General features: G+C 63.3%; 19 protein-coding genes. All 19 read right to left on the reverse strand.

All coding sequences use genetic code 11. The features are described 5' to 3' along the window. Positions 1 to 2: 2 nt before the first annotated feature. The 19 genes from QWI75_RS16405 to QWI75_RS16495 all read right to left on the reverse strand — a co-directional run bounded on the left by QWI75_RS16405 (position 3) and on the right by QWI75_RS16495 (position 23,337). On the reverse strand, positions 3 to 1,523 hold the full coding sequence (locus tag QWI75_RS16405; protein WP_289269764.1) for a Do family serine endopeptidase: 1,521 nt from the start codon (positions 1,521 to 1,523) through the stop codon (positions 3 to 5). 475 nt (positions 1,524 to 1,998) lie between these two features. Continuing rightward, entirely contained in the window at positions 1,999 to 2,796 is a 798-nt protein-coding gene (locus QWI75_RS16410) for a LuxR C-terminal-related transcriptional regulator (RefSeq protein ID WP_289269766.1), read from the reverse strand. Between the two features lie 287 nt (positions 2,797 to 3,083). Next, entirely contained in the window at positions 3,084 to 4,514 is a 1,431-nt protein-coding gene (locus QWI75_RS16415) for a sigma-54-dependent transcriptional regulator (RefSeq protein WP_289269767.1), read from the reverse strand. A gap of 3 nt (positions 4,515 to 4,517) precedes the next feature. Beyond that, on the reverse strand, positions 4,518 to 8,837 hold the full coding sequence (locus QWI75_RS16420) for a PAS domain S-box protein (RefSeq protein ID WP_289269770.1): 4,320 nt from the start codon (positions 8,835 to 8,837) through the stop codon (positions 4,518 to 4,520). A 171-nt stretch (positions 8,838 to 9,008) separates the two neighbouring features. Beyond that, positions 9,009 to 10,367, reverse strand: coding sequence for a beta-ketoacyl-[acyl-carrier-protein] synthase family protein (locus tag QWI75_RS16425; RefSeq protein WP_289269771.1), 1,359 nt, complete (start codon positions 10,365 to 10,367; stop codon positions 9,009 to 9,011). A gap of 54 nt (positions 10,368 to 10,421) precedes the next feature. After that, complete coding sequence (locus QWI75_RS16430; protein ID WP_289269774.1) at positions 10,422 to 11,702, reverse strand: hypothetical protein; 1,281 nt, start codon at positions 11,700 to 11,702, stop codon at positions 10,422 to 10,424. A 235-nt stretch (positions 11,703 to 11,937) separates the two neighbouring features. Next, the gene (locus QWI75_RS16435; protein ID WP_289269776.1) at positions 11,938 to 12,738 is read right to left on the reverse strand and encodes a LuxR family transcriptional regulator; all 801 of its coding nucleotides are present in this window, start codon (positions 12,736 to 12,738) and stop codon (positions 11,938 to 11,940) included. 329 nt (positions 12,739 to 13,067) lie between these two features. After that, a complete protein-coding gene (locus QWI75_RS16440; protein WP_289269778.1) occupies positions 13,068 to 13,778 on the reverse strand; it encodes a flagellar motor protein MotB in 711 nt (236 codons plus the stop codon). Beyond that, positions 13,779 to 14,546: a flagellar motor protein gene (locus QWI75_RS16445; RefSeq protein WP_289269781.1), complete on the reverse strand. Its 768-nt coding sequence runs from the start codon at positions 14,544 to 14,546 to the stop codon at positions 13,779 to 13,781. A gap of 146 nt (positions 14,547 to 14,692) precedes the next feature. Next, complete coding sequence (locus QWI75_RS16450; protein WP_289269783.1) at positions 14,693 to 14,872, reverse strand: helix-turn-helix domain-containing protein; 180 nt, start codon at positions 14,870 to 14,872, stop codon at positions 14,693 to 14,695. 134 nt (positions 14,873 to 15,006) lie between these two features. Continuing rightward, positions 15,007 to 15,612: a PilZ domain-containing protein gene (locus QWI75_RS16455; RefSeq protein WP_289269785.1), complete on the reverse strand. Its 606-nt coding sequence runs from the start codon at positions 15,610 to 15,612 to the stop codon at positions 15,007 to 15,009. Positions 15,613 to 15,629: 17 nt separating this feature from the next. Then, a complete protein-coding gene (locus tag QWI75_RS16460; protein ID WP_289269787.1) occupies positions 15,630 to 15,971 on the reverse strand; it encodes a hypothetical protein in 342 nt (113 codons plus the stop codon). Then, the gene (gene fliS / locus QWI75_RS16465; RefSeq protein ID WP_289269788.1) at positions 15,955 to 16,347 is read right to left on the reverse strand and encodes a flagellar export chaperone FliS; all 393 of its coding nucleotides are present in this window, start codon (positions 16,345 to 16,347) and stop codon (positions 15,955 to 15,957) included. Before fliS ends, QWI75_RS16460 begins: the two co-directional genes overlap by 17 nt. Before the next feature lie 15 nt (positions 16,348 to 16,362). Continuing rightward, positions 16,363 to 17,754 (reverse strand): flagellar filament capping protein FliD, encoded by a 1,392-nt coding sequence (gene fliD, locus QWI75_RS16470; protein ID WP_289269789.1) that lies wholly within the window; start codon positions 17,752 to 17,754, stop codon positions 16,363 to 16,365. A gap of 23 nt (positions 17,755 to 17,777) precedes the next feature. Beyond that, on the reverse strand, positions 17,778 to 18,134 hold the full coding sequence (locus tag QWI75_RS16475; protein ID WP_289269791.1) for a flagellar protein FlaG: 357 nt from the start codon (positions 18,132 to 18,134) through the stop codon (positions 17,778 to 17,780). Between the two features lie 79 nt (positions 18,135 to 18,213). Next, positions 18,214 to 19,041, reverse strand: coding sequence for a flagellin N-terminal helical domain-containing protein (locus tag QWI75_RS16480; RefSeq protein WP_289269794.1), 828 nt, complete (start codon positions 19,039 to 19,041; stop codon positions 18,214 to 18,216). A 226-nt stretch (positions 19,042 to 19,267) separates the two neighbouring features. Continuing rightward, positions 19,268 to 19,810: a hypothetical protein gene (locus QWI75_RS16485; protein WP_289269795.1), complete on the reverse strand. Its 543-nt coding sequence runs from the start codon at positions 19,808 to 19,810 to the stop codon at positions 19,268 to 19,270. 27 nt (positions 19,811 to 19,837) lie between these two features. Continuing rightward, positions 19,838 to 21,523, reverse strand: a complete 1,686-nt coding sequence (locus tag QWI75_RS16490; protein ID WP_289269798.1) for a glycosyltransferase family 9 protein — start codon at positions 21,521 to 21,523, stop codon at positions 19,838 to 19,840. Then, positions 21,520 to 23,337: a CgeB family protein gene (locus QWI75_RS16495; RefSeq protein ID WP_289269800.1), complete on the reverse strand. Its 1,818-nt coding sequence runs from the start codon at positions 23,335 to 23,337 to the stop codon at positions 21,520 to 21,522. Before QWI75_RS16495 ends, QWI75_RS16490 begins: the two co-directional genes overlap by 4 nt. Positions 23,338 to 23,339 lie beyond the last annotated feature (2 nt).

A 23,339-nucleotide genomic window follows, 5' to 3' on the forward strand; every position in this document is an offset into this window, starting at 1 on the left:
GCTCACTTGGGATTCACCGCGACGAAAAGCGTGTTCCCCTGCCGGCTCAACAACAGGACGACCGGCTCATCCTTCTTGACCTTGGCCGACGCCTTGCTATAGTCCTCCACGGTTTTGATGGGCTCCCGGTTCACCTCCTGGATCACGTCGCCTCGCTGCAAGCCCGCCGCTTCCGCCGCGGTCCCCGACTCGACCGAGCTGATCAACACCCCGGCGGTCTTCGCCGGGAGGTTGAACTGGCTGAGCATGGCGGCATCAAGCGGCTGCACGCGCAGCGCCGCCAGCACGTTATCGGGCAGCTTGGCGGGCTCGGGGGCCGCCGGAGGGCCAGGCTCCCGCCGCGCCAGCATCTCATCGGAGGGCCGCTCGGCCACCTTCACGTTGAGCACCTGTTCCTTCCCGTCCCGCAAAATCTTGATCTCGGCATCCTTCCCCACGATCGTGCGGGCGACCAGGTTTCGGAGCTGGCTGACGCTCTGCACTTCTTTCCCGTTGAACGAGACCACGACATCCCCGCGCTTGATCCCGGCCGCAAAGGACGGGCCGTTCTCGTTGACGTCGCTGATCAACACCCCTTTCCGGTTTTCCGGAATCTTGAACGACTTGGCCAACGCCGGGGTGATTTCCTGAATCGCGACCCCCATCCAGCCCCGCACGACCTTGCCGGTGCGGGTCAAACTGTCCACGATATCGACGGCGATCGTGCTGGGAATGGCGAACCCGATTCCCTCGGAGCCACCGGTGCGGGAGAAGATCGCCGTGTTAATGCCGATCAACTCGCCGTCCATGTTCACCAGGGCGCCCCCGGAGTTGCCGGGGTTGATCGCGGCGTCGGTTTGGATGAAATCCTCATAGTCGGCGATGCCCACGTTCCCGCGGCCCAGCGCGCTGATGATGCCTAGCGTGACCGTGCTGCTCAGCCCGAAGGGGCTCCCGACCGCGAGCACGACGTCTCCGACCTGCAGCTTGTCATAGTCCGCCCATTTCAGCGGACTCGGCAAATTCGGCGCGTCGATCTTGATGACGGCCAGATCGGACTTGGGGTCCGTCCCCACGACCTTCCCGGGGAATTCACGCTTATCGCTCAGCGTGACCGTAATCTGGGAGGCATTTTCCACCACATGGTTGTTCGTGACGATATGGCCGGCCGCATCGATGATGACGCCGGATCCCGCGCTCTGCTCCGGCCTGCCGTGGGGCCCTGGGATCGGAGGACCAGGCGGTTCCATGCCCGGCGGCTCTTCACCGGGCGGCCCTCCGGGAGGCCCGCCGAACGGACCAGGTGGAATCTGCCGGCGCCCCTCCCGCCGCCCTTCCCCACCCGTCACCGCAATGTTGACGACTGCGGGCGTCACCCTTTTGACGATTTCGGAGAACCCTTGGGAGAACGCGGCGGGCACGGCAGCTTGTCCGGCAGGAACCCCGATGGCTCCGAGCCCCGTCGTCAGCGCAAGACCCGCCATGGCCACCCCGCCAATCCACCATCCGACTGTTCCCCTCGATTCCGTCCGTCCAATCTTCATTGGTCCTCCCATGACATGTAAACCGCTCGCCTCACAGCGAGACGTCTGACCAGACTCAGGGCTCGCCCACCCATGGACGAGCAGATCCATCGAGTGTGGTGTGAAATCAACGCATTCTACAACAAGAGAAAAGTCCTCTTCAAAGAGGAAAAGTCCCCTCAAGGACTCGGCTCATGGTCGAGGCAAGCCCAGCCTGTGCGAAGGCGCGCCGGTCGTGGCCCCGCGCCGGAATTGCGATCCGGCTGCTCTTTCTCAAGAGGGTGAGAGAGGAGGCGATCAAGGCAGCGGGGTGCGCGGCATCGGATCTTTTTTCCAAACGCCGCGATATCGGGCACTTGCCCGAGTCTGGCTCTAACCAAGCGTGAGAATCGGCTCGGAGGGGAGGAGGCCGTCGGTTCCGCTCAGCATGAGCCGGACGCTCCGTTTGGAGCGGCCGGAGGGTTCTGACCAGAAGCCATGAAGATCCGCGCGACGGTCAGACCTTGACCAGTGTGCCATGCGGTCCCATGGGCATTCGGGCCAAACGTTCGGGAGGCAGGACCGCCGGGGACGACAGCGTCCGTGAGCCGGGCAGGGACGATTGCTGCATAAGCAGCGTGCGGGAATAGAGGGCCGCGGCCTGGCTGCGCCGGCAAATGTTCAACTTCTTGTACATGCTCACGAGGTAGTTCTTGACCGTCTTGTCGCTGAGCTTCATCTCCCGCGCGATCTCTTTATTGGTGAGTCCCTGGGCCACCAACGGCAGCAGCCGCCGCTCCTGGGCCGACAAGGGGGTGCGCCGCCGCCCGGAATCCCTGGTGTCGCGAATCATCCCGAACAGGGTGCCGGTCAGCCGCGGATCGATGATGCTGTCGCCGGACGCGACGATCCGCACCGCGCGGACCAATTCTTCGGACGAGATATGCTTCAACAGGCAGCCGTGAACGCCGGCCCGCACGATGGCTGCCAAGGTCGACTCCTCGAACCCATGGGCAAAGAACAGGACCCTCGTTCCCGGATGGCGGGCCAACGTGTCATTCACCTCGTCAAGCAAGCCCGCGTTGGACAACGAGATGTCCATGATGATGACATCCGGATGGAGCCGCGCGAGCTTCGGAACGGCCTCTTCCCAACTGACCGCCTCATCCGCCACGACGATGTCCGGATGCCGGTCCAAGACGCTGCGCATGCCGATCCGTTCAAGTTCCAACGGATCCACGACCAAGACTTTGATCCGTTTCAGTCCGCCGCTGCTACTGTCATCAGTCGGGACATTATGAAGACGTGTTCGCATATAACTCCCTTCTCCACTCCTTAAACCCAACCTGTAAAGCACGTGCCGTGCCACAAGACCATTCGACTTCTCCGGAATTCTCTTTTGAGGATGACTTCACAAGCCGTTGATATACAAAGCACGATGAATGGGTCTCGACATCTGGGACATCCTGCTCTGATCGAATCGCATGGTGCATCTGGATCAAACACCCTTCCACTATGGTCCGGTGACCATGGTACCAGACCCCCATTCATTAGGCCCCACGCGCCTATCCCGCCCATGTCGGTACGACGGACCGAACCTTGTCACAGCTTGGGCGCCCGCAGCCCCCAACGCTGGAGTTTCAGATAGAGCGCCTTATAATCGATCCGCAGCCGACGGGCGGTTTCGGCTTTGTTCCACCCGGTGTCTTCCAACACCTGCATCACGGCGGCCCGCTGCGCCTCTTCCGCCGCATAGCGTCCGATTTCCGCCAACGAGAGGTCGCCGATCGGCCGACGGCCTCGTCCGGTGAGCCGTTCCCCCGAGTCACTCGACGGTTCGCCGGCCTGGGCGCGGCCACGGACCGCCGCGGGAAGATGCGGCGGGCGAATGATCCGGTCGGCCAGAATCACCGCGGCGCGGATCGAATTTTCCAACTCACGGACATTGCCGGGCCACCGATGTTGCTCCAGCAATCGCAAGGCGTCCGTCGCAATACCTTGCACCCTCGTCTTGTATGTCCGGTTGGCCTCCATCAGAAACACGTGGGCCAGCAGCGGAATGTCCTCCGTCCTCTCTCGAAGGGGAGGTACCCGGATCGTCACGGTGTTCAGGCGAAAATACAGGTCCCGTCGGAACGTCCCTTGCTCCACCATCTCGTCGAGGTTGGCGTTGGTCGCGGCCAGAATCCGGACATCGGCCTGGACGGTGTGCCGTCCACCAAGCCGGTCGAATTCCTTGAATTGCAGCACCCGGAGGAATTTGGCTTGAACGGCCAGCGGCAGATTGCCCACTTCGTCGAGCAGCAGCGTCCCGCCGTCGGCCCGCTCGATCCGTCCGGACCTGGCCTGCGTGGCGCCGGTGAAGGCGCCGGCTTCATGGCCGAACAGTTCCGATTCAACCAGATCCTGGGGAATGGCCCCGCAGTCCAGCGGCAAAAACGGCGCGTGGCGCCTGGTGCTCAATCCATGCAAGACCCGCGCAACCAATTCCTTTCCCGTCCCGCTCTCTCCGAGAATCAGCACCGGCACGTCGTACGATGACACCCGCTTGATGTGCTCGATCATCTCGAGAATGGCCGGACTCATCCCGACGATGGCGCTCAGCGCGAATGGTTTCACCCCGTCTCCCGATAAGGTGGCCACCTCGTGGGTCAGTTCCTGGAGACGGAGACAGTTGCGGATCGTGATGCCCAATTTCGGAAGGGTGACCGGCTTGGTGATATAGTCGAAGGCGCCGGCCTGCACCGCTTCTTCGGCGTCTTTCTGACTCACAAAGCCCGACAGCATGATCACCCGATAGGGCCCAAGCTCGGGAAGCAGTTGCGACTTGAGCAAATCGAGCCCCGTCCCGTCGGACAGGCGCATGTCGAGAATCACGAGGTCCGGATGGTCGCGGCGGACGATGGCGGCCGCGGCCTGCGCGCTGTTGGCGGTGACGGGCTCATACCCCTCTTCCTTCAGGTAGCCTTCGAGCATTCCCAAAATATGGGGATCGTCATCGACCACCAGGATGCGGGCGGCGGTTGTCGGCATCAGCTAGGACTCCTCTTCGTGAGCACGTCCGCGCCTCCTGGCCCCGCTGCTCGCGGACGGTTCGGAGCAGGATGGGCTCAGGCCGGGCCTTTGTAATGCGGGCAGTCGGACGGTGAAACTGGCGCCCTCCCCCGGGCGGCTCTCGCAGACGATCGTGCCGCAGAGTTCGGAGACGATGCGATAACAGATGGCCAATCCGAGGCCCGTGCCTTCTCCCACCGGCTTCGTCGTATAGAACGGATCGAAAATATGAGGCACATGCTCGGCAGGAATGCCGGTGCCGTTGTCCTGGACGCGGCAGACCACGACGCGGGCCCCCTGATGCTCTTCTTCCGAGAGGCTGACGCGAATGACGCCCCTGCCGCCGACCGGATCGATGGCTTGCCGCGCGTTGGTGAGCAGATTGAGCAGGACTTGCAGCATCGATTGCGGATCGGCGGACACCGCCGGCAGATCGGGCTCGAACTCCGTCTCCACGCGGATCTGGCGCGACCGCAAGTCCGCCCGGACCAGGAGCAGCGCCTGACGCACAATGGTTTCCAGGTTGCAGTGCTCCCGACGCCCCGTGGAGGAATGCGCGCTGCTCAAGAAATGGTTCACGATGGTCGTGGCGCGCGCCGCGGCCTCCTGCGCGGCGCCCAATTCCTGGCGCAAGGCCTTCAACTGCCCCTTTTCGAGTTTGCGTTCGATCAGATGCAAATGCCCGGTGATCACAAACAGCGGGTTGTTCAGCTCGTGCGCCACGCCCGCCACGATGGTGCCCAAGGTCGCCAGCCGATCGGCATGGCGGAGGCGTCGCTCCAGCAACTTTCGTTCGGTCACGTCCGTCAGCAGGCCCAGGTACCCGATCGGCCTCCCCTCGCTGTCCGTGAGCGCCCGCACCCAACAGGCCAGCTCCAGCACCTTGCCGTCCCGCCGTTTGCCGACCACGTGCACATCCCTGACCGCCTCTTCCCTTGCCGCTTCCTCCCAGATCGCGCGCGATTCCTGTTCCATACTGGCGGGCACGAAGGGCAACGGACGACCGACGGCCTCTTCCGCGCTCCATCCGAACATCGCTTCCGCCGCCAGATTCCACGACGCCACCTTGCCGTCGTTGTCCCGGACGATGATCGCGAGCGGGGAGGCATCCACCAGCGTCTGCAGCAGTTGGGTCGTCGCCTTGAGCGCCTGTTCCGCCTTCTTCTGCTCAGTGATATCCCGCGCGATGCCGACCAGCAACGTCACCGTTCCGCGATCGTCGGTGGCCCGTTGGCCGCGATCATGAATCCAGCGCTCCGTTCGATCCGGCCTGACGATGCGATATTCCACGTCGTACGACGGCGCCCCGGCCATCCACCGCTCGAATGCCTGCGCCACCCGGTCCCGATCGTTCGGATGGACCGCGGACAGCCAATGGTGCGGGTCGCGATAATGCTCCGCGACCGGGCAACCCCACAACCGCTCGAACGCATCATTGATATAGACGAGTCTGAGCGGATCCGGATTCATGATCCAAAACACATCGTTGACCGTATCGGCGAACGTCCGGAACCGCGCTTCGCTCGCGCGCAGGGCCTGTTCGGCCCGCTGGCGCTCCAACTCAGCGGCGGCTCGGCTGGCAAAGATCGCCAACAGCGATCGGGCCTCTTCACGCCGGAACAGCGGGGTGCATTTCATCACAGCCAGGACCCCCAGCGGGCGGCCGCTGCTATCGTCGAGCGGCGCGCCGACGTAACTTTCCACTTCGAATCGGACGAGCAGGGGATCGTCCGGGAACTGTTCGGTGACCCGCTGGTCGTACATCCGCACCGATTGCCCGATGACGGTCTCGGACGGCGAGCCGTTCAAGGGATAGTCGAAGTTGGGCAACCGCTGCCCTCGCCCGAAGACCGCGATCGTCCGGATCACAGCCGGATTGGTCGGATGCGGAGTGGCGACAAAGGCATACTCGGCGTCCAACGACGTACAGAGGTGTTCCACCAGCGAATGGAAGAACGCTTCGCCCGTGGTGGCGGACACGCCCTTGGCCACTTGGAGCAACCGTTCCTCCGCCCGCTTTCGATCGGTGATATCGGTCAGGATGCCGTTCCAAATGATGCTCCCGTCCGGGCGAAGCGGCTCTGGAATCGAATCCCCTCTGAGCCATTTGATCGAGCCATCGTCCAACCGCACGCGGAATTCATGCCCCCAGGGAGACAACCGCTCCGCGGACTGTAGGATGGACAATTGGAGCGCGCCCAGATCCTCAGGCAGCCCAAGCCGCCAAGCCTGTCGGACATCGTGCATGACCACGCCGGCCTCCACTCCCAGAATCTCCTTGACGCCGCGGCTCATGAACAGGAAGCGATCGGTCCTGTCCGGATTCAATTGGTATTGGTAGACCGCGCCGGGAATGGCGTCCGTGATCCGTTGCAACCGCAGTTCTGTCTCCCTCAGCGCCTCTTCCGCCTTCCGTCGCAAGGTGATGTCGCGGGCAATGCCCAGAATCCCGATGACGGTCCCATTCTCATGATGGACCCCTCCCGCGCACTCGACCGACAGCCACTGCCCGTCCTGCCTCCGCAGGCGCAGTTCCACCCGGTTGTCCTTGACGCCGGATAAGATGTCCTCCATGGAGCGGACCGCCCGCTCACGGTCGTCCGGATGCACCAGCTCGGCAAACGGCTGCCCCACCCAGTCCTGTCGCGACCAGCCGGTTCGCGTTTCAAACGCGGGATTGATGGACAGGATCCGGCCGACCGGCGACAGCAGGTAGACGATGTCTCTGAGGTTGTCGACCAACGAGCGGTACTGGGCCTCGCTGCGCCGCAAGGCCTCTTCCGCACGCATGCGATCGGTCAGGTCGTGACAGGTGCAGATGTACCCGTCGCATACGCCGGCGGCATTCACTACGCTCGACAGCGAGACTTCGACCGGAAACTGCGAGCCGTCTCGGTGCTTCCCCGTGACCTTGCCGCGCCAGCGCCCCTCCCGCAGCAGGACCGGAAAGAACTCCTGCTCATAGTCGGCCACCCATTCGAGCGGGGTGATGTCCTTCCAGGTCTTGCCGATCAACTCCCCCTGATCATACCCGTACAGCTCGGCGTGCGCGCGGTTCATATAGGTATAGGTGCCGGTCTTGTCCAGCAGAGCCATCCCCTCCATGGCGGTGTCGATCGCCCGCCTCAACACCGCATTCGCTTCCTCCGCGAGCTTCCGAGAGGTGACGTCCACGGTCGTCCCCACCAGTTTGACTGCGCGACCGTCGCCGTTCCGGGCGGCCGAGCCTCGAACGTGCGTCCAGAGGATCGACCCATCCTTGTGAAGCATCCGCAGCAGGCATTCATAGTCGTCCGTCAGACGATCGATGATCGCGACGGTGGCGTCCATGGCCAGCCGCCGATCTTCGGGATGGATGAGGTTGAACCAGGTCACGGGATTCTCATCGAGCTCATCCGCTCGATAGCCGAACAGCGCCTTGAGGTTGGGATCTCCCTGGTATCGGCCGGTGAGAAAGTCATATTCCCAGACTCCGACCCGTCCCGCGGCGGTGGCCCGCGCGTACCGCTCTTCGTTGTCGCGGAGCAACTGTTCGGCCCGCTTGCGCTCGCTGATGTCCCGCACCGCGCTCAGCATGACCGGCTCGCCCCGATGGCGGAACGGCGACGTTCGGACTTCAACGGGAAAGAGGGTGCCGTCTTTTCTTCGATCCACGCATTCCGAGTCGAAGGTGCGCCCTTCCGCCACCGCGGCCGCTGCTTGCTCGACATGGGCATAGGAATCAGCATGGACGAGGTGCTGGCATGACAGGCCAAGAAACTCCTCCCTGGAATACCCATAGAGCATCGAGGCCGCGGGATTGGCGTCCCGGATGATCCCGTCGTAGCTGATCACCAACAACGCGTCCGGCGCGGATTCGAAGAGGCTCCGGTATTGCTCTTCGCTTTCGCGCACCGCCTCTTGGACGCGCCGCTGATCGGTGAGCACCTCGGTAAACATGACAAGGCCGGCGACCGCCCCCTCTTCGCCGTACCAGGGCCGGACTTCCCAACGGACCCAGTCCCGGCTGCCGTCGTGGCGCAGAAACGACTCGCCGTCACAGCGTTCGACGGCGCCCGCGAGGCAGCGTCGATGAATCTCCTGCCAGGCCGGCATGGACCGGATTTCCGGGAACACATCATAATGGTGTTCGCCGATGATGTGGCGATCCCCCAATTTATAGTCGTCCAGCCAACGCTGGCTCACAGCCACATACCGCAACTCTGTATCCAGGATCGCCACGGCTGCCGGGGTATGGCTCACGAACGACAACAGGGCCGCACGCCCGGACGCCGCCAGATCAAGACTGAGTGGGCGCATCATGCAACTCCTGCTCGCCCGACGGATCGCTCCTTCATGGCCGACTCGCCACTCCTCACGAACAGTATGGAACCAGCCGGTTTGCCCTGCTCGCGGCAGGGGCAGGAGGGAACATCTTCGACGCCCCTCCCGCCCGGCCCGCATGCCCGCTCATCGAGACCGCGCGACCGCCCGTCAGGAAGACAGGCGTGGGTGAGCCGTAACCGCGCTCTTGGCCACGGCAGCCCCCATCGGGATGCTGAGCGCTCCTTCCCAATCCATGTCGGCCGGGACCAGGCGACGCGCCTCCGCGCTCTCAGCCCGACACAGCGCCAACACGATGTTCTTGCCGCCGAATCCGAAGCTGTTGATGAGCGCCCGCTGGATCGCGGCCGGCCGGCCGTGGCCCGGCACATAATCCAAATCGCAGTCTGGGTCCGGCTCGGTCAAGTTCAACGTCGGCGGCACAAACTGATATTCCAGAGACAGCACGGTGCTGATCACTTGAAAGGCGCCGCTGGCGGCAAACGCATGGCCCAAGGCGCCCTTGAGGGAACTCACGGGCACCCGGTACGCATGCGCGCCCATCGCCTGCTTGATCGCCTTCGTTTCGATGGCGTCCAGTTCCACGCTGCCGAGTCCGCAGGCGTTGACATACTCCACCTCCTCAGGAAACCAGTGGGCGGCCATGAGCGCCTGCTCGATCGCGCGCTGCTGCTCCCCTCCGGACTCCATGGGCTTGGCCATCGAATGGGCGTCGCAGGTGAAGGCCCACCCTTCAAGTTCGGCATAGATGTGCGCGCCGCGACGGACCGCATGCTCGTATTCTTCGAGCACCACGCAGCCGGCTCCCTCGCCCATGACGATGCCGGATCGGGTCCGGTCGAACGGACGCGGCAGGTTCCGCACCGATCCCTGGTAGTCCGGCGCCAGGGTCCGCCCCGCCTCCATGGCCGACAGGATGGTCGGGTGCAACGGAGCTTCGGCTCCGCCCGCAATGACCAGGTCCACGTCTCGCGAACGAATCAGGTCGTAGGCCCGGCCGATGGCGTTCGCCGTGGAGGAGCAGCCGATCGAATAGGTTTCGCACTCGCCGTGGACGCCAAGCGCGATGGCCACTTCGGCGGAGACCGCGTTGGGGAACGTGGCGGTCATGGTGAAGGGGTGGAGATGTTGCTTGCGCAACATGCAATCGTGCGCGGCAAAGGCTTCCCGGAGTCCGCCCACGGACGTGCCGAAGCTGATCGCCATCCCGGAGCGGTCCTCGGCATCCAGGTCAAGATCCGCGTCGCGCACGGCCATCAAGGCCGACGCCACCGCAAAATGCGACACCCGGCCCATGCGCCGGGCCTGCTTGGGCGGGATGAAATCCGTGGCGTCGAAGTCCCGCACCTCTCCCGCCAGACAGGACTTGAACGAGGAGGTTTCGAAGGATTCGATTGGCCGGATCCCCGATTCCCCCCGGCAGAGCAAATGCCAAAACGTCTTGAGATCACAGCCCAACGGCGACACCACACCCAATCCCGTAATCACGACTCGACGCGACTGGCTCATGGCTCATCCTCCTCTGGTGAGATTCACCAAACCGACAGATCCGTTTGACCGTCCTCACTTCTGTTCCGCACCGTGCCAGACCGCCATATGTTCCCGGTGGGTCTCCCCCAAGGCGTCCTGGGGATAAAATTTCTCGTAGAACCCGACGTCGACATGGTGGGCTTGAAACGCGATGACCGTCTTGAAGGCATCCACATGGGCTGGGAAGCGCCCGTAGGTCCGGTAGACGTACTCGCAAAATCGAATCGCCGCTTCGACCGTGCGCGGGCTGTGCGGCTGGACCTCCTGCTCTTGCTGGCGGGGGATCCAGGGCCAGGTGGCCGGATTGGGGTAGATGCCGCTGGCGCCGAACTTGGAGTACACGAGATTCCGCACGGCGACTTCCATAGAGGGCGCGAACGGCGGGCAGGGGCCTTCCCAGACGTCGGGAATGCCGACCGGGTTGGATCGCGCGCCGGGCACCAAGGACGGCGCAAACAAGAATCCGAGGCCTGGATAGATTTCCGGCTCCCACCCCAGCAGATGACGTCCGCTCCCGACGCTCTGAATGCCGCCGCCCAACCCGATGGCCTGCTCCATCAGAAACATGTTCTGGCAGACCGCGCCCTGTTCCTGAAGCGCCGTGTCGCTGATCGCCGCGTCGAGGTCGCGCAGCGTCATCATCCGCCGCGCGCCGGGATCGTCGTGGAGATGGCCGCCTCGGCTTTTTCGGAATTCATCCAGACCGCAGCCGGCGTTGCCGTTGTCGGTATCCACGATGAAATATCCGTACTCCTCGCTCAGCAGCACGAGCAGCAAATTCATATAGACCCGCGCCACCTCGGTCACCGGCACGATGAACTGCGTGCCCGGGCGGTTGGCGTACCATTGGTTGAAGGACAGCATGAACGGCAATTGTCTGGGGATGTCCAAGCGGCTTGATTGGAGGCGCACGAGGTTCGGGCCCGCGCCGCTGTTCGGATGCGGCACGCCAGACACGTAGAACACCCCATCGTCGTTCGACAAGAAGAGCCTCGTCGTATTGGCTGCACAGGCGCTGGGAACCGTGCGCCCGCGAAATCCCATGATGGCCATGCCTTGACCGTCCTCGTAGCCGGGGCGACGGACATACTGCATGTCGGCCAAGTGCGGGCCCGTTTCTCCGACGCCGGCAAAGAGGAGGTAGTGCAGCTCGTCGGCCGTCAGCGGGATCGGCGGCAACTCGCTGCGGTAGCGAAGCGGGCCCGCCGGCAGTTCCATTCCGCAGCCAAAACGACGGGTCCGCCGCTGCTGGAGCAAATCAACCAACGTTCTGAGTTCGGTGGATTGCGTCGCGTGACAGGATGAGGAAACCATGGGTGCGCCTCCTTGGTGCATGAGTCTTCTCCGCTCGCGCGGCTTGGCGGGACTCTACAAAGACGGAGCCGCCGTTGTAACCTACCCACCCGGGTAGGTCGTGGGGTGTGGGAGAACGGGACACGATGGCGCGCGCGGCGAAAGGGTGACCGGAAGACGGCGAAACATCCGCAGGCTTGCAAGGAACTGTGGGATCAGACGTGACGGCGGCTCGACGGGACTGAACGATGGGGGATTAGGATGTGGCGGCGGAATGACAGTGCGCACGGACGGACGGGAGGAGGAGTTCGTTGTGTTGCGACTGCCAGTTGGCGATGGCGCTCCAGCGGTTTTCCACCCCTCCCAGCTTCTCGTAGATATTCTTGAGGTGGAATTTCACGGTATTCAGGCTCACGCCCAAGATCACCGAGATCTCCCAGTTCGTCTTCCCCTCGGCCACCCAACGCATGATTTCCTCCTCGCGTTTGGTCAGGTGAGCCGGCGGCGTCTCGACCGGCGGTTGATCGGGAGTCGTCAACGCTCGGAGGTAGGCGAGGTGAAAATGGGGAGAGATGATCTGCATGATCGCCCGCAGCTTGGGCATCGCCTTGTGGTCGAAATTGCTGAATGCGAAATAGGTACAGGCGCCCAGGACCCCGCGAATCCCGACCGAGAGGCAGCTCTTGATGCCGAAGTCCAGCTTGAGGCTCGTGACTTCTCTGGGCACCACGATGGCGGGCGCATCCTCGCTGGTCACGAATCCGAACCGGGTTGTTTGCATCAGTTGGATTGAGGGGTCGGTCAGAAACCCGCGCGACGCATACAAATACGAAAACTCCTCGCCATAGCTCGAATGGCCGATTTGCAATTCGCACTTTCTGACGCTGAATGCGCCGCAGGCCGAAAATTGGTGCGGGATGATGGAGCCAACCGCCGCCGTCAAGACGGACAGGCGGGACGGGGAATCCACCGACTGCGTCTGATACATGATGTCCCGCAATTGCTGAAATTCTTTGCGGGAGGGGTACGGGAGAGCCTCGGTGCCTCGAACAATCACGCCGCGATCCTCTGTGCAGCAGAGTCAACCAAACCGGCGGGCACAGAGTCAACCCCAGGACGCCCGAGACTGACCAGGTGGGATGCAGGAAGATTCGGTTCGGCCATGTATCGGACCCTCAACTCCTTCGCAGGAAGTGAAGGCAGATGGGACTCTGGTGCTCTGTGTGGCCGTGAAATCGGACGGTATCATAGCACCATCTGCATCGGCGAGAAATAGAGACGTTCGGTCCTATCCCGAATCAAATCAACCGATATTTCGCAGGTTTTCAGGAGGCTTTTCGGTCATGCAGGAAGAAGGGAGCGCGGATGCAGGCTTACCGATGCGGGCTACTCATTCATGACGACCAAGAGTTCAACTCGGCGGTTCTTGGCTCGGCCGTCCAGCGTCGTATTGTCCGAGAGCGGTTTGAATTCGGCGAAGCCGGTCGCGGAAAGACATCCGGCAGGCACGGCATAGACTTCGCTCAGCGCCCGCACGACTGATGCCGCCCGCGCGGTGGACAATTCCCAGTTCGACGGAAATTGCGGGGTTTGCATCGGCACATTGTCGGTGTGCCCCTGAACCCGTACTTCTTTCGGAGCCTGATCGATCAGCACATCGGCCAAGGCCTGGAGCAACGGCAGCGCCTCTGGACGCAACTCGGCTTGTCCGCTCTCGAACATCATGCTGTCGGCGATGGTGATCAGGACGCCTTGATCCGTTTCGGCAATCGCCACATGTTCGATGAAATGGAAATCGCGGCTGCGACTGGACAACACCTCCTGTATTTTCCGAACCAGGATGGTCTTTTGGGGAAGAACCGGCACCAGCGACGACTTGTGCGCGCCCATGTCGAACACCTTGTCGGAGACCGGCGTGCTGACGACCGGCTTCAACGCCGCCTGGATCGATTCGCTCACCACCCTGAATTTGCCTTCGTTGACGGATGAAATGGAATACATGACCACGAAGAAGGCGAACAGAAGCGTGATGAAGTCGGCATACGACACCAGCCACCGTTCATGGTTCTCGTGCTCTTCGTGCTTGTGCTTGGCCATCTATTTCTTCTTCTCGTGGGCTTGTCCTCCGCCGATGAATCCGGCGAGCTTCTCCTCCAATTGACGGGGATTTTCTCCCGAAGCGATCCCCACCAGCCCTGTGATCAACATCATCCGCATCGCCGTCTCCTGCTTGATTTTCATCTTGATCTTGTTGCCCAACGGCAGAAACAACAGGTTGGCGGCGCCCACCCCGTACACCGTCGCCACAAAGGCCGTGGCGATCCCGCTGCCGAGCTTTGAGGGATCGGCCAGGTTCTCCATCACGTGAATCAAACCCAACACGGCTCCCAGGATCCCGACCGTCGGCGCATACCCTCCCGCAGCTTCCCATACCTTGGCCGCGGCCGTCCCCTCCTCCTCATGGTGTTCGACCTCGACTTCCAAGATTTCCCGGACCATCTTCGCTTCCGTGCCGTCCACGATCAATTGCAGTCCCTTCGCGAAGAAGGCATCGTTGATGTCCTTGATCCTGCCTTCCAAGGCCAGCAATCCCTGCTTCCTGGCCACCTGAGCCAACTCGACCACATGCTTCATCTGCGCCTTGGGATCGTGCTTGGGATTGAACAGCGCCAACGAGAGCAGCGCAAAGCTCTTCACGACCACGGGGAGAGGGTTTTGCACGAAACAGGCGCCGATCGTCCCGCCGATGACGATCATGAACGCCGTCAACTGCATGATCGAACCCACGTGCCCGCCTTCCAGGGCTTGCCCGCCCAGGATGGACCCGAGGGCCACGACCACGCCCAGCACGGTTAGAATGTCCATGCGATCTTTGTCCCCTTACACCAACCCACGCGGAACGACACGGCTGCGGCAGACATCCATTCCGTTCCGTTCCGTTCCGTCCGTCCACTTATTCATGGCGCCGCATGAAGACACGATCGAGAGCCAACCAGGACACGTCCGGCACACTACGCCGTGCGCGCCGCCCGGTGCACCCATTCATCGAGGTCTCGGCGCACAAAACGCCAGTGTTTTCCGATTTTGGACGCGGGAATCTGCCCAAGCCTCGCCAGCTTGTACACCGTGGATTTCGGCACGCGAAGCAGGTGCGCGACTTCGGGGACGGTGAGGATTTCAGTCTGTGACATGACCGTGGGCTCCACCCGGCCGTTGGTTGATCGCGGGCATGAATGGCCGTTCCTGTTGTGTGTTATCGGCGGACAGCGGGGAAACTTAAGATGACTCCTGAAGGAGCGAGCCGTGGCTCTGACGCCGACGGGGATTAGGCGTGCGACAGGCCTGCCGCCCGTTGTCGTCCGCGTTGCTGCTCCGCCTGGACGTGAAGGATGTGGCGGATGAGGTGTTCCTGATGATCGGCGCTGATGTCGAGAAACCGGGCCCCGATGAAGTACTCGTTTCCTTCCGAGGCACCGGCTTCGGTCACGCGACTGACTTCCGCAACAGCGACAATCGGAAAGAACGGCGGCAGAATCAGTTTCACTTCAATGTGATCGCCCTCGTGGAACCGCTGGCCGGTCGGGAAGCTGATCCCGGTCGCGCTGATGTTGACCGGCGTCATTTTCGGCAGCGGCAACCCGCCGGGCACGGTCTGCGCCAGCGCTCCGATCAGCAAGGCCAGCGCCCAATCGATCTTCATGAGCCAGGGGATGAGCAACGCCTGCGGATCGTCGGGGCTGATGTGGTTCAGCAAACGGTCCGTCGGCGCAGACACGAAGTCATGGATGGCCGTCACGCTTCGTGTATCCGTTCCGGAAACGGTGCAGGCGGAAGGCTGGCCGAGCAACCGATATTCCAGAAGCAGCCGGTCATCGATGCGCTGCCACCCCCGTCGATCGAATTCCCCGGCATCCGTCAATGGCGAGGACATGAGCCGGCTTCCCCAGGTTAGCTGCGCCGATCGAGATGTTCGCCGACTGGTCGGCCGTCCATGATCGTAGAGAAATAGGACTTCCACCGGGACCGTGCGGCCTGCGCGTCCACGAGTTGTTGGTGCAGCGCGGCCTGCGCCACGCGCGCGCGCGTCATGATGGCCTCGTCCATGGCCAGGAGCGCATGAGCCAGGTTCGGCATCACCACGTTGTGCGCGAACCACGCCCGGCGCGCGTCATAACAGGCTGAGACGCGTTCCCAATCTCCCTGTTCGGCGGCTTCCAGCGCCTCGACTGTGAGACGGCCGATCCCGTCCGTCCACGCCCCTGATGTCAGGGATTCATTCGATTCGGGCATGGATGGCCGCGCCGCTTTCGGCGAGTTTCTGCCAGGCTTCGCGCAAGGTGGTCAGACAGCGGACCGGACCATCAAGGCGATAGGCCTGATGATGAAGATTGACGTGAAGCAGTTCCGCCAAGATGTAGTCGTACAAACGCCGCAAGGACACCGCGATGTCTCCACCCTGCTGCATATCGAGCACGTCGGACAGTTCGGTCACGATGTTGACGGCCCGCCGCAGGAATCGGGCCTTGTCGGCCGGACGATTTCCCCGGATGCTTTCCTGCGCAAGCAGCATGGCCTGAATCGCTCCGTCGTAGAGAACCACGACCACTTGCACGCCGGACGACGTCATCACGCTGGTTTGCTGGTACTGCTGGACCGCCGTTCGCATTGCACCTCTGTGCGATCAGGAGATTCGTGTGCGCAGGAAGTCGGCTTGGGACTGGAGCTGGCGAAGCAATCGATCCAGCCCCGCATATTGGAGTCTCAGGCGGGCCTCGTACGCCGCCAACTCGTCTTCCTTCCGCTGGATACTGTCGGCCATTTTCTCGATTTCTTGAGTCAGGCTGTTCTTGCGGGAGGACACCACGCCTGTTTCCAATTCGTCCAACCGGTCCACGGCTTCCGTGACGCGCTGCGCCACTCCGGCAACCGAGGCCTGACGAATAAACAAGGCGCGCGCGGCGGCGTAGTCGGTGCTGAGCGCGTGATCCAGCTTGGCCTCATCAAGCGCGAGCGTGCCGTCCCGTTCTGTCTTGAACCCCACCTGGCCGACGCTGGTATAGGGGGACAAACCCGGCACTTCGCCGGAGATGGCCTGTCGCAGGGTGGACAGCGTGGTCCGAACCGCCGATTCTCCCGTTAAGATACCCGCCTTCGAGGTCGTCGGATCGAAGGTCGCCCGCTCATGAATGAATTTCACCACGTCGTTGTAGGCGGTGACTAGCTTCTTGATGTTGTCCTTCACGGTCGCCGTATCGAGGCTGACGGACACGTTGACCGAGTCCGATCCAGCCGTGACTTTTTTGAGGTTGAGCGTCACGCCCGGGATGACGTCCGTGACGGTGTTTCCGCTTCGTTGGATGGTCAATTGGGTCTGGGCGGGGTTGCCGATGACAAGCACCGCGTCCTGGGCCGTTTGGAGCGTGTCGGCGCCTCCCGTGCCGGACGTGTTCGCCAGATCCAACGCGGTGCCGTCAGCCGTGATCGAAATGGTATTGGCGGCGCCCGTGCTGGTTCCCGTCAGCACCAGCCGATAGGCGGGCGCCTGTTCCGTCCCGGAGTTCACGATGGATGCGGTCACGCCGGCGCCCAGGTCGTTGATGGCCGCGCGCAAGTCCTCCAGCGTGCCGGTTTCTCCCAAGGTCACCGTCTGCTCCGCGCCGGTCCCCACGCGGAACGACACCGCGGCCGATGTTCCGGCGACGATGTCCGCCGTAAGACTTGCAACCGCCTTGGCCGCCTTGTTCGTGAGTTGATGCGCGGTGGCGAGCTGCGTGACCTGCACCCGATAGCTGCCCTGGACCGCCGTAGAGGAGGAGGAGACCGACAGCACGTCCTCATCGCTGACGGTCGCGCTCGTACGATCAAATGAGCTTGCCAGCCGCAAGGCATCCGCAGCGCCCTGGACCGCCAGCAGCTTGGTGCCGAGCGAACCGAGGTCCGTCAGTTTGGATTGCAGCGCCGTCTTCTTTTCGTTCAGCCGATCGATCGGCAGGCGTTGGATTTTCACCAATTCGGTCACGACCTGGCCGAAGTCGATGCCGTTGCCCAGACCTCCGAAACTGACCGTCGCCATCCTGGGTCTCCTGCTCCGTCGAATCAGATGCGCTCGTCAACGAGCCGTCCGGGATTGTCCTGCAAGAATTTTGCGACGCGAAGCACTTCCTCCGGCGGAATCTGACGCACCAGATCGCCGGACTCTCCGTTCAGTACCTTGACGACCAATCGATGAAGATCCTGATCGACTTCATAGCGAAGGCGAGAATCGTTGGACGAGGGCGTCTGGTCCGCGCTCGATCGAGCCGTCCGGATCGGCTCATCCTGGCCCACGCTGTCCACTTCATGACGCTCCGAACGACGAGTGGGAGCGGGTGGGATGCGAGGCCCGGCCTGCCCGGTCTCTCCCGTTCCGCCGGCCGTCATGGGCCCGCTTGAGTTGACCATCTCCGGAATCATGGGCACCTCCTTGAGCAGCTCCCCCTACCCGTTCCTCCCCCGGTGAACCGGGGGAGGAAGTATGGGGCGAGTCGCCCTGTTACCTGCTGAGGAGAGCCAGTGCCGCCTGCGGCAGCGCGTTGGCCTGCGCCAGAATCGCAACGCCGGACTGCACGAGAATCTGGTTCCGCGTGAAGATCGCGGTTTCATACGCCACGTCCGCATCCCGGATGCGGGACTCGGCGGCCGAATAATTCTCGCTGGTCACCGCCAGGTTGGCGATCGTGGCCTCGAACCGGTTTTGAATGGACCCGTATTCCGCACGGGCGGTGGCGACGGCGCTGATGGCGCTGTCGATGTTGGCCAACGAACTCTGGGCGTTGTTGGCGGAGGAAATATTGACGCTGCTCAATCCCAGCGCATTGAGGTCCAGGTCGTTCAGATCGACCGAGAGGACGTTGCTGGCGCCGCTCTTAAACCCAATAAACACGCTGAAACTGTTGGTCGCCCCGCTCAAGAGCGCCTGGCCATTGAATTCGGTCACGCTGGCGATCCGGTCGATCTCCGAACGCAGCGCAACGAATTCTTGGTCCAGATATGAGCGTTCGGTCGTGCCCACCGTGCCGCTGCCGGATTGCGTGGCCAATTCGCGCATCCGGGCCAGCAGGTTTCCAATTTCCTGCGCGGCGCCGTCGGCGATCTGCGTCAAGCTGATGCCGTCGCTGGCGTTTCGTCTGGCCTGATTGATGCTGCGGATGCTCGCCCGCAACGTTTCCGATACGCCGAGGCCGGCGGCGTCGTCGGCCGCCCGGGTGATCCGCAAGCCCGAAGACAGCCGCTCGACCGACCGAGTCAGCGAATTGGTGCTGCTCGTCAAGTTCCGCTGGGCGGCCAAGGACGCGATGTTGGTATTCACGACAAGTGACATGGAACCTTCCTCCTACTGATCGCAAGCACATCAATGACGGAAAGTCATCAGCCTCCGTGCTCATGACCCGGCAGCCATGCCGACCGACGAGATCGCGCGCATCCCCGCCGTCTCATGCCGCCGTGTTCTGTGCCCTCGTTATCGGCTGGCCCCTGCGGGACTTGAGTCCCTGGTCCATCCGGGAGGGCGCAGAGCGCAGCAACGAACACCAACGGGTCGCAGCGGGTCATGGCGCCGTCGGCTCCGCGCCTGGCAGCCTCGGCAGCAATTCGTACTCCAGGAGATCGACCATGCGAACGTGATCTTTTCGCGCGCGGGTTTCCAGCAATTCGGCGATCCACGGGACCAACGAATCCGACTCTTCCATGCTGGTGCGTCTGCGATCCTGTTCAGCGGCTTCCACATAGTCGGCCAGCCGGCCGAGCCATCCGTCGAGGCCTGCGACCGCCATCTCCCCTCGCCGGAGCGCCGTGGCCAGCGCCGCGCACTCCTGCCTCAATTGCCGTCCATAAGCCTCCACCATCCCGCGAGCGCCGGCGGTGATCTCGGCTACGTGCCGCGAGGTGGCCCGGACGACATCGACCAGCCGGCCGGTTTGGGAGAGAAACTCCGGTTGGAGGTCGCGGTCGGTGACAGGGCGTCCTCCAACTTCCAACGTCATGACAAGATGCTGTCGAGCCCTCGCCCGATCACTCACCTGCGCGAGCGCCTCGAGCAGAGTCGTTTCATCGGAGAGTTCCCATCGCTCGTCGTTCAACACGATCTGCATCGTCGTCTCTCCTTTCCTAGGTCATTCTCACATCAGGCCGGCCGCGGACATTCGGCATCCGTCCGGGTCCGGCGCCGTCACGGATCGCGAGCGATCACCATTCGGTTGAGCACAGATCAGATCGGCGATCTCCTGAGCGCGTCGCTGCCATGTCCGGTAGGCTCGCAGGTGCTCCGAGGCCATGGCAGCCAGCGTCTGCGCCTCCCCGTTGCAGGTTTCCCTCACGAAGGCCACGGCGGCGGGACCGAAAGCCGGGCTCTCGGCGGCGAGGGTGACGGCGCGCCGGCGCAGGTCACGCATCTCAGCCTGAAGCGCTTGCACCGAGGAGACCGGTGGAACCGGACGACGGCACAACCGCTCAAGCTCGTCCGATTGCGCGACCAACCGCCGGATCAACGGAGCCAGATGGCGGAATACTGTTCGTTGTTCTTCTCTGTCCGGCGCATCCCCTTGCGGCGCAGGAACGAGGCTCGCCCGCCCGGTGAAGACCTGATACCAATAGCGCCTCCACAGGGCGGCGTACCACTCCGTCGCGGCATCGACTCGGCCGACCCTCAATGCATAGGCGCCCAGGCCGTCTTCATCGACCGCCGATTGGTAGATCCGCACGCCAGTGGCATGGACCGGCATCGGGCCGAGTCCCATGCCATACAGACAGAGGTCCGCAGCCTGCTCAGAAAGAATCCGCTCCTTGCAGGCATGGTGTGCGCAGACCTGATCAAATCCGCAGGGAGCGCACCCAAGATCCGGCTGCACGACCCAATGGCCCGGCCCATAGGGGCCGGTCTCTCGAAAATCCACGTGGCCAACGGAGAGATCGACAACCGGGGTGCCGGCGGAAATTGCCAGATGCATCGGCCCCGTATCGTTTGTCAACAGCAGCCGGCACTCCTCCAGCATGGCCGTCAGGGATTCCACATCGGTGCGTCCCAACACATTCAAGAGAGGCGCGGCCCCGCCTGCATTTCGATAGGCGTTGATCGCCAGTTCCACCGCCTCCCGCTCTGCCTCCGTCCCGATCATGACGAATCCGACCGGTGCGCGCCGGGCGATCGCGGCCAGCGTCCGGCCAAACGAGTCGGGACGCCAGGCCTTGATGATCTCGCTCGCCCCGACCTGCACGGCCATCCACCCCCCCTCTGGCTGTTGCCGGCCGATGAGTGCCCGAGCCCGCTCGCGGGCCTCGGCCGACACGGACATCCGCAATGGAGTGAAGGGACCGGGGCCGCTGCCGCCGAGCGCGTAGAGATCGACGAGATTGAAACGGTTCAACCGTCGATGCCGATGCAGATCAGTGAAGTAGGCCATCCAGGGATTCCGCACAACCGTCGTGCCATCAGGCGCGCAGGTCACCCCCCGGATGTCCCGCGCCCCGACATAGGCGGCCAGCATCCCGCTACGCCGGTTGAACGTGAGATTCACGATCCGGTCGTAATGCACCTCGGCCAGCGGCTGCGCCCATCGCTTGAGTTCCCGATACAACGAGACCAGATCCTTCGTCATCGCGCGGCCGTTCTCGGTCAGGGCCCGGAAGTCGAACGCATGGACCTGCCGTACATTCGGCAACAGCGCAGCCACAGGGGCAAAACTCCGGTCCACGACCAGATCCACCGCCGCATCCGGCCATTCATGGCGAAGCCGCGCGATCAATGGGACCGACTGAACGAGATCGCCCATCCGGGTGATGTTCAGGATCAACACTTGGCGGCTCACAGCAGGTCCCTCACGTCCGCGCGATGTTCATCGAGCAGGAGGATCAACAGCTCTTCGCGGCCGAGGGTGGCCGTGGCCCCTTTCGCCTTGATCCTGGCCGCAAGGTCCCGCAGTTCCACCCGTTCGGTGTCAGGCCCCTGCCGCAAGAGCGGGATCAACTCGGGGCAGTCCCGGCTCTGCTCCGCTAGGCGTCCGGCCTGCCGGTCGCCGCGTAGAATCGCCCCGACCCGATCCGGTTCGCCCATGCCGACCCGCGCCAGCAGGCCCTTCATCCGATGGGCATACGTATGTTCTCGCAAGGTCCGATCATAGGCTGCCTGGGCCATGGCCCTCCTGGCTTCCGGTTCCTGCCGCCACGTACGGAGGCAGCTCGCGAGCCCATCCTCATCGGTCAAGGTCGCCATTTGGCCGGAGTCGAAGAGGTTCGGAAGCAGGCTCCGCCGGTCCACCAGTTGAAAGGCACGGCAGGCCGCCAACTCGAACGTGCGCGGGTTGACGAAGTCGCCCTCCGGATCGAACCCCGTTCCGACATGGGAGTGAAGATTGAGATTCATCGCCGTGGCGTTGAAGATCTTCACGCAGGTCTCGGTATCGACCCGCGCTCCGCCCCGTTGAAGCGCCGGCTGCACCGCCGCCGCCCCCTCCCACTCGTTGCCCCAGATCTTGAACGTCCATTCCGGCGAGATCAGTCTGGGCAACAGCGCGCGGCGGTTCGCATAGCCGGCGCCGACAAAGGCGACGTCGGCGCCGAACTCGCGCCGCTCTGCTTCGGACAGTTCCATCGGCCGGTGAACGGCCGGATCGGCCGCCATCGGGAGGTACTCGATGTGCTTGGCGCCGGCCCATCGCAAGGCTTCCTGGCAGCGGTCCTGCTGAATGACGAACCAGTAGTCGTAGCCGCCCGCCACCTGCTGCCAATAGGTCAGATGTCGATAATTCTCGACGAACCACATGCTCGTCAGAAACTTCTTGCGCCGCAGATGCTCCAGCGCCGGGAGCGTCAGCGGCGCTTGGGCCAAGGCCAGGATGAGATCCGGCGGATCTTCCGCCACGCGGGCCAGCGACCATTGGCTGAGCAGCTCCGCAAATTTTCCTTGCAGCAACTGGCGATGCCGCCCGTCGGACAGTTGCGCCATCGCCCCATAGCTGCCGTGATGGAAACTGTGATCGATCCAGGTGACCCTGTGGCCGAGCTGTTCGAGCGCGGAAACGGTATAGCGCGCGATCGGGAGCGACCCCCCGTAGATCGGCCCCACCACCGCCACGTGCAGTCGGCCTCCCCTCCGCGCCGCCAGGGCTTCCCTCAGCGCGGCCTCGAGCGCGGCATGGGAATCGGCGTGATAGCCGGCGGCCGGCGCATAGGTGAACAGGCGAAGCGGCTGCGAGAACGACGCCAGCGCCCGGGCTGCCTCTCCAGTATCCCCCACAATCCATCGCACGAGACCGATCCAATCGCCCAGGTCGCGCGCGCGGCAGGCGTCATGAAGCTCCCTCACGTCCGGCACGACCACGGCGATCCGGAAGTCGGTTCCCGAACGCCGGCAGAGCGCCTCCACGTGATACAGGAGGCCGACGCCGAGGATGACCGCCGTTTCGTTCGGCTGCCAGGCCGCCAGATGGCCCTCCGCCCAACGCTCCGCCTCCTGTCGAGGATCATAGGAGCTGTGGACCCAGCGGCCGCCGCACGTCGCCGTCGCCATGCCGTTGCGCGATTCCTTGATCTCCAGCAGACCGCCGGATGACGCCCGGATCTGCGCGGCCAGGCCTGGATTGTTGACAGCGATCCGCGCCACATTGGCTTCGAAAACCGTCATGC

The sequence above is a fragment of the Nitrospira tepida genome (assembly GCF_947241125.1).
Classification (GTDB): Bacteria; Nitrospirota; Nitrospiria; order Nitrospirales; family Nitrospiraceae; genus Nitrospira_G; species Nitrospira_G tepida.

What these genes read in the sequence shown, in the direction of transcription:
- QWI75_RS16405 (WP_289269764.1), bottom strand. Translation starts at nt 1,523, where the DNA reads ATGAAGATTGGACGGACGGAATCGAGGGGAACAGTCGGATGGTGGATT.
- QWI75_RS16410 (WP_289269766.1), bottom strand. Translation starts at nt 2,796, where the DNA reads ATGCGAACACGTCTTCATAATGTCCCGACTGATGACAGTAGCAGCGGC.
- QWI75_RS16415 (WP_289269767.1), bottom strand. Translation starts at nt 4,514, where the DNA reads ATGCCGACAACCGCCGCCCGCATCCTGGTGGTCGATGACGATCCCCAT.
- QWI75_RS16420 (WP_289269770.1), bottom strand. Translation starts at nt 8,837, where the DNA reads ATGATGCGCCCACTCAGTCTTGATCTGGCGGCGTCCGGGCGTGCGGCC.
- QWI75_RS16425 (WP_289269771.1), bottom strand. Translation starts at nt 10,367, where the DNA reads ATGAGCCAGTCGCGTCGAGTCGTGATTACGGGATTGGGTGTGGTGTCG.
- QWI75_RS16430 (WP_289269774.1), bottom strand. Translation starts at nt 11,702, where the DNA reads ATGGTTTCCTCATCCTGTCACGCGACGCAATCCACCGAACTCAGAACG.
- QWI75_RS16440 (WP_289269778.1), bottom strand. Translation starts at nt 13,778, where the DNA reads ATGGCCAAGCACAAGCACGAAGAGCACGAGAACCATGAACGGTGGCTG.
- QWI75_RS16445 (WP_289269781.1), bottom strand. Translation starts at nt 14,546, where the DNA reads ATGGACATTCTAACCGTGCTGGGCGTGGTCGTGGCCCTCGGGTCCATC.
- QWI75_RS16450 (WP_289269783.1), bottom strand. Translation starts at nt 14,872, where the DNA reads ATGTCACAGACTGAAATCCTCACCGTCCCCGAAGTCGCGCACCTGCTT.
- QWI75_RS16455 (WP_289269785.1), bottom strand. Translation starts at nt 15,612, where the DNA reads ATGTCCTCGCCATTGACGGATGCCGGGGAATTCGATCGACGGGGGTGG.
- QWI75_RS16460 (WP_289269787.1), bottom strand. Translation starts at nt 15,971, where the DNA reads ATGCCCGAATCGAATGAATCCCTGACATCAGGGGCGTGGACGGACGGG.
- fliS (WP_289269788.1), bottom strand. Translation starts at nt 16,347, where the DNA reads ATGCGAACGGCGGTCCAGCAGTACCAGCAAACCAGCGTGATGACGTCG.
- fliD (WP_289269789.1), bottom strand. Translation starts at nt 17,754, where the DNA reads ATGGCGACGGTCAGTTTCGGAGGTCTGGGCAACGGCATCGACTTCGGC.
- QWI75_RS16475 (WP_289269791.1), bottom strand. Translation starts at nt 18,134, where the DNA reads ATGATTCCGGAGATGGTCAACTCAAGCGGGCCCATGACGGCCGGCGGA.
- QWI75_RS16480 (WP_289269794.1), bottom strand. Translation starts at nt 19,041, where the DNA reads ATGTCACTTGTCGTGAATACCAACATCGCGTCCTTGGCCGCCCAGCGG.
- QWI75_RS16485 (WP_289269795.1), bottom strand. Translation starts at nt 19,810, where the DNA reads ATGCAGATCGTGTTGAACGACGAGCGATGGGAACTCTCCGATGAAACG.
- QWI75_RS16495 (WP_289269800.1), bottom strand. Translation starts at nt 23,337, where the DNA reads ATGACGGTTTTCGAAGCCAATGTGGCGCGGATCGCTGTCAACAATCCA.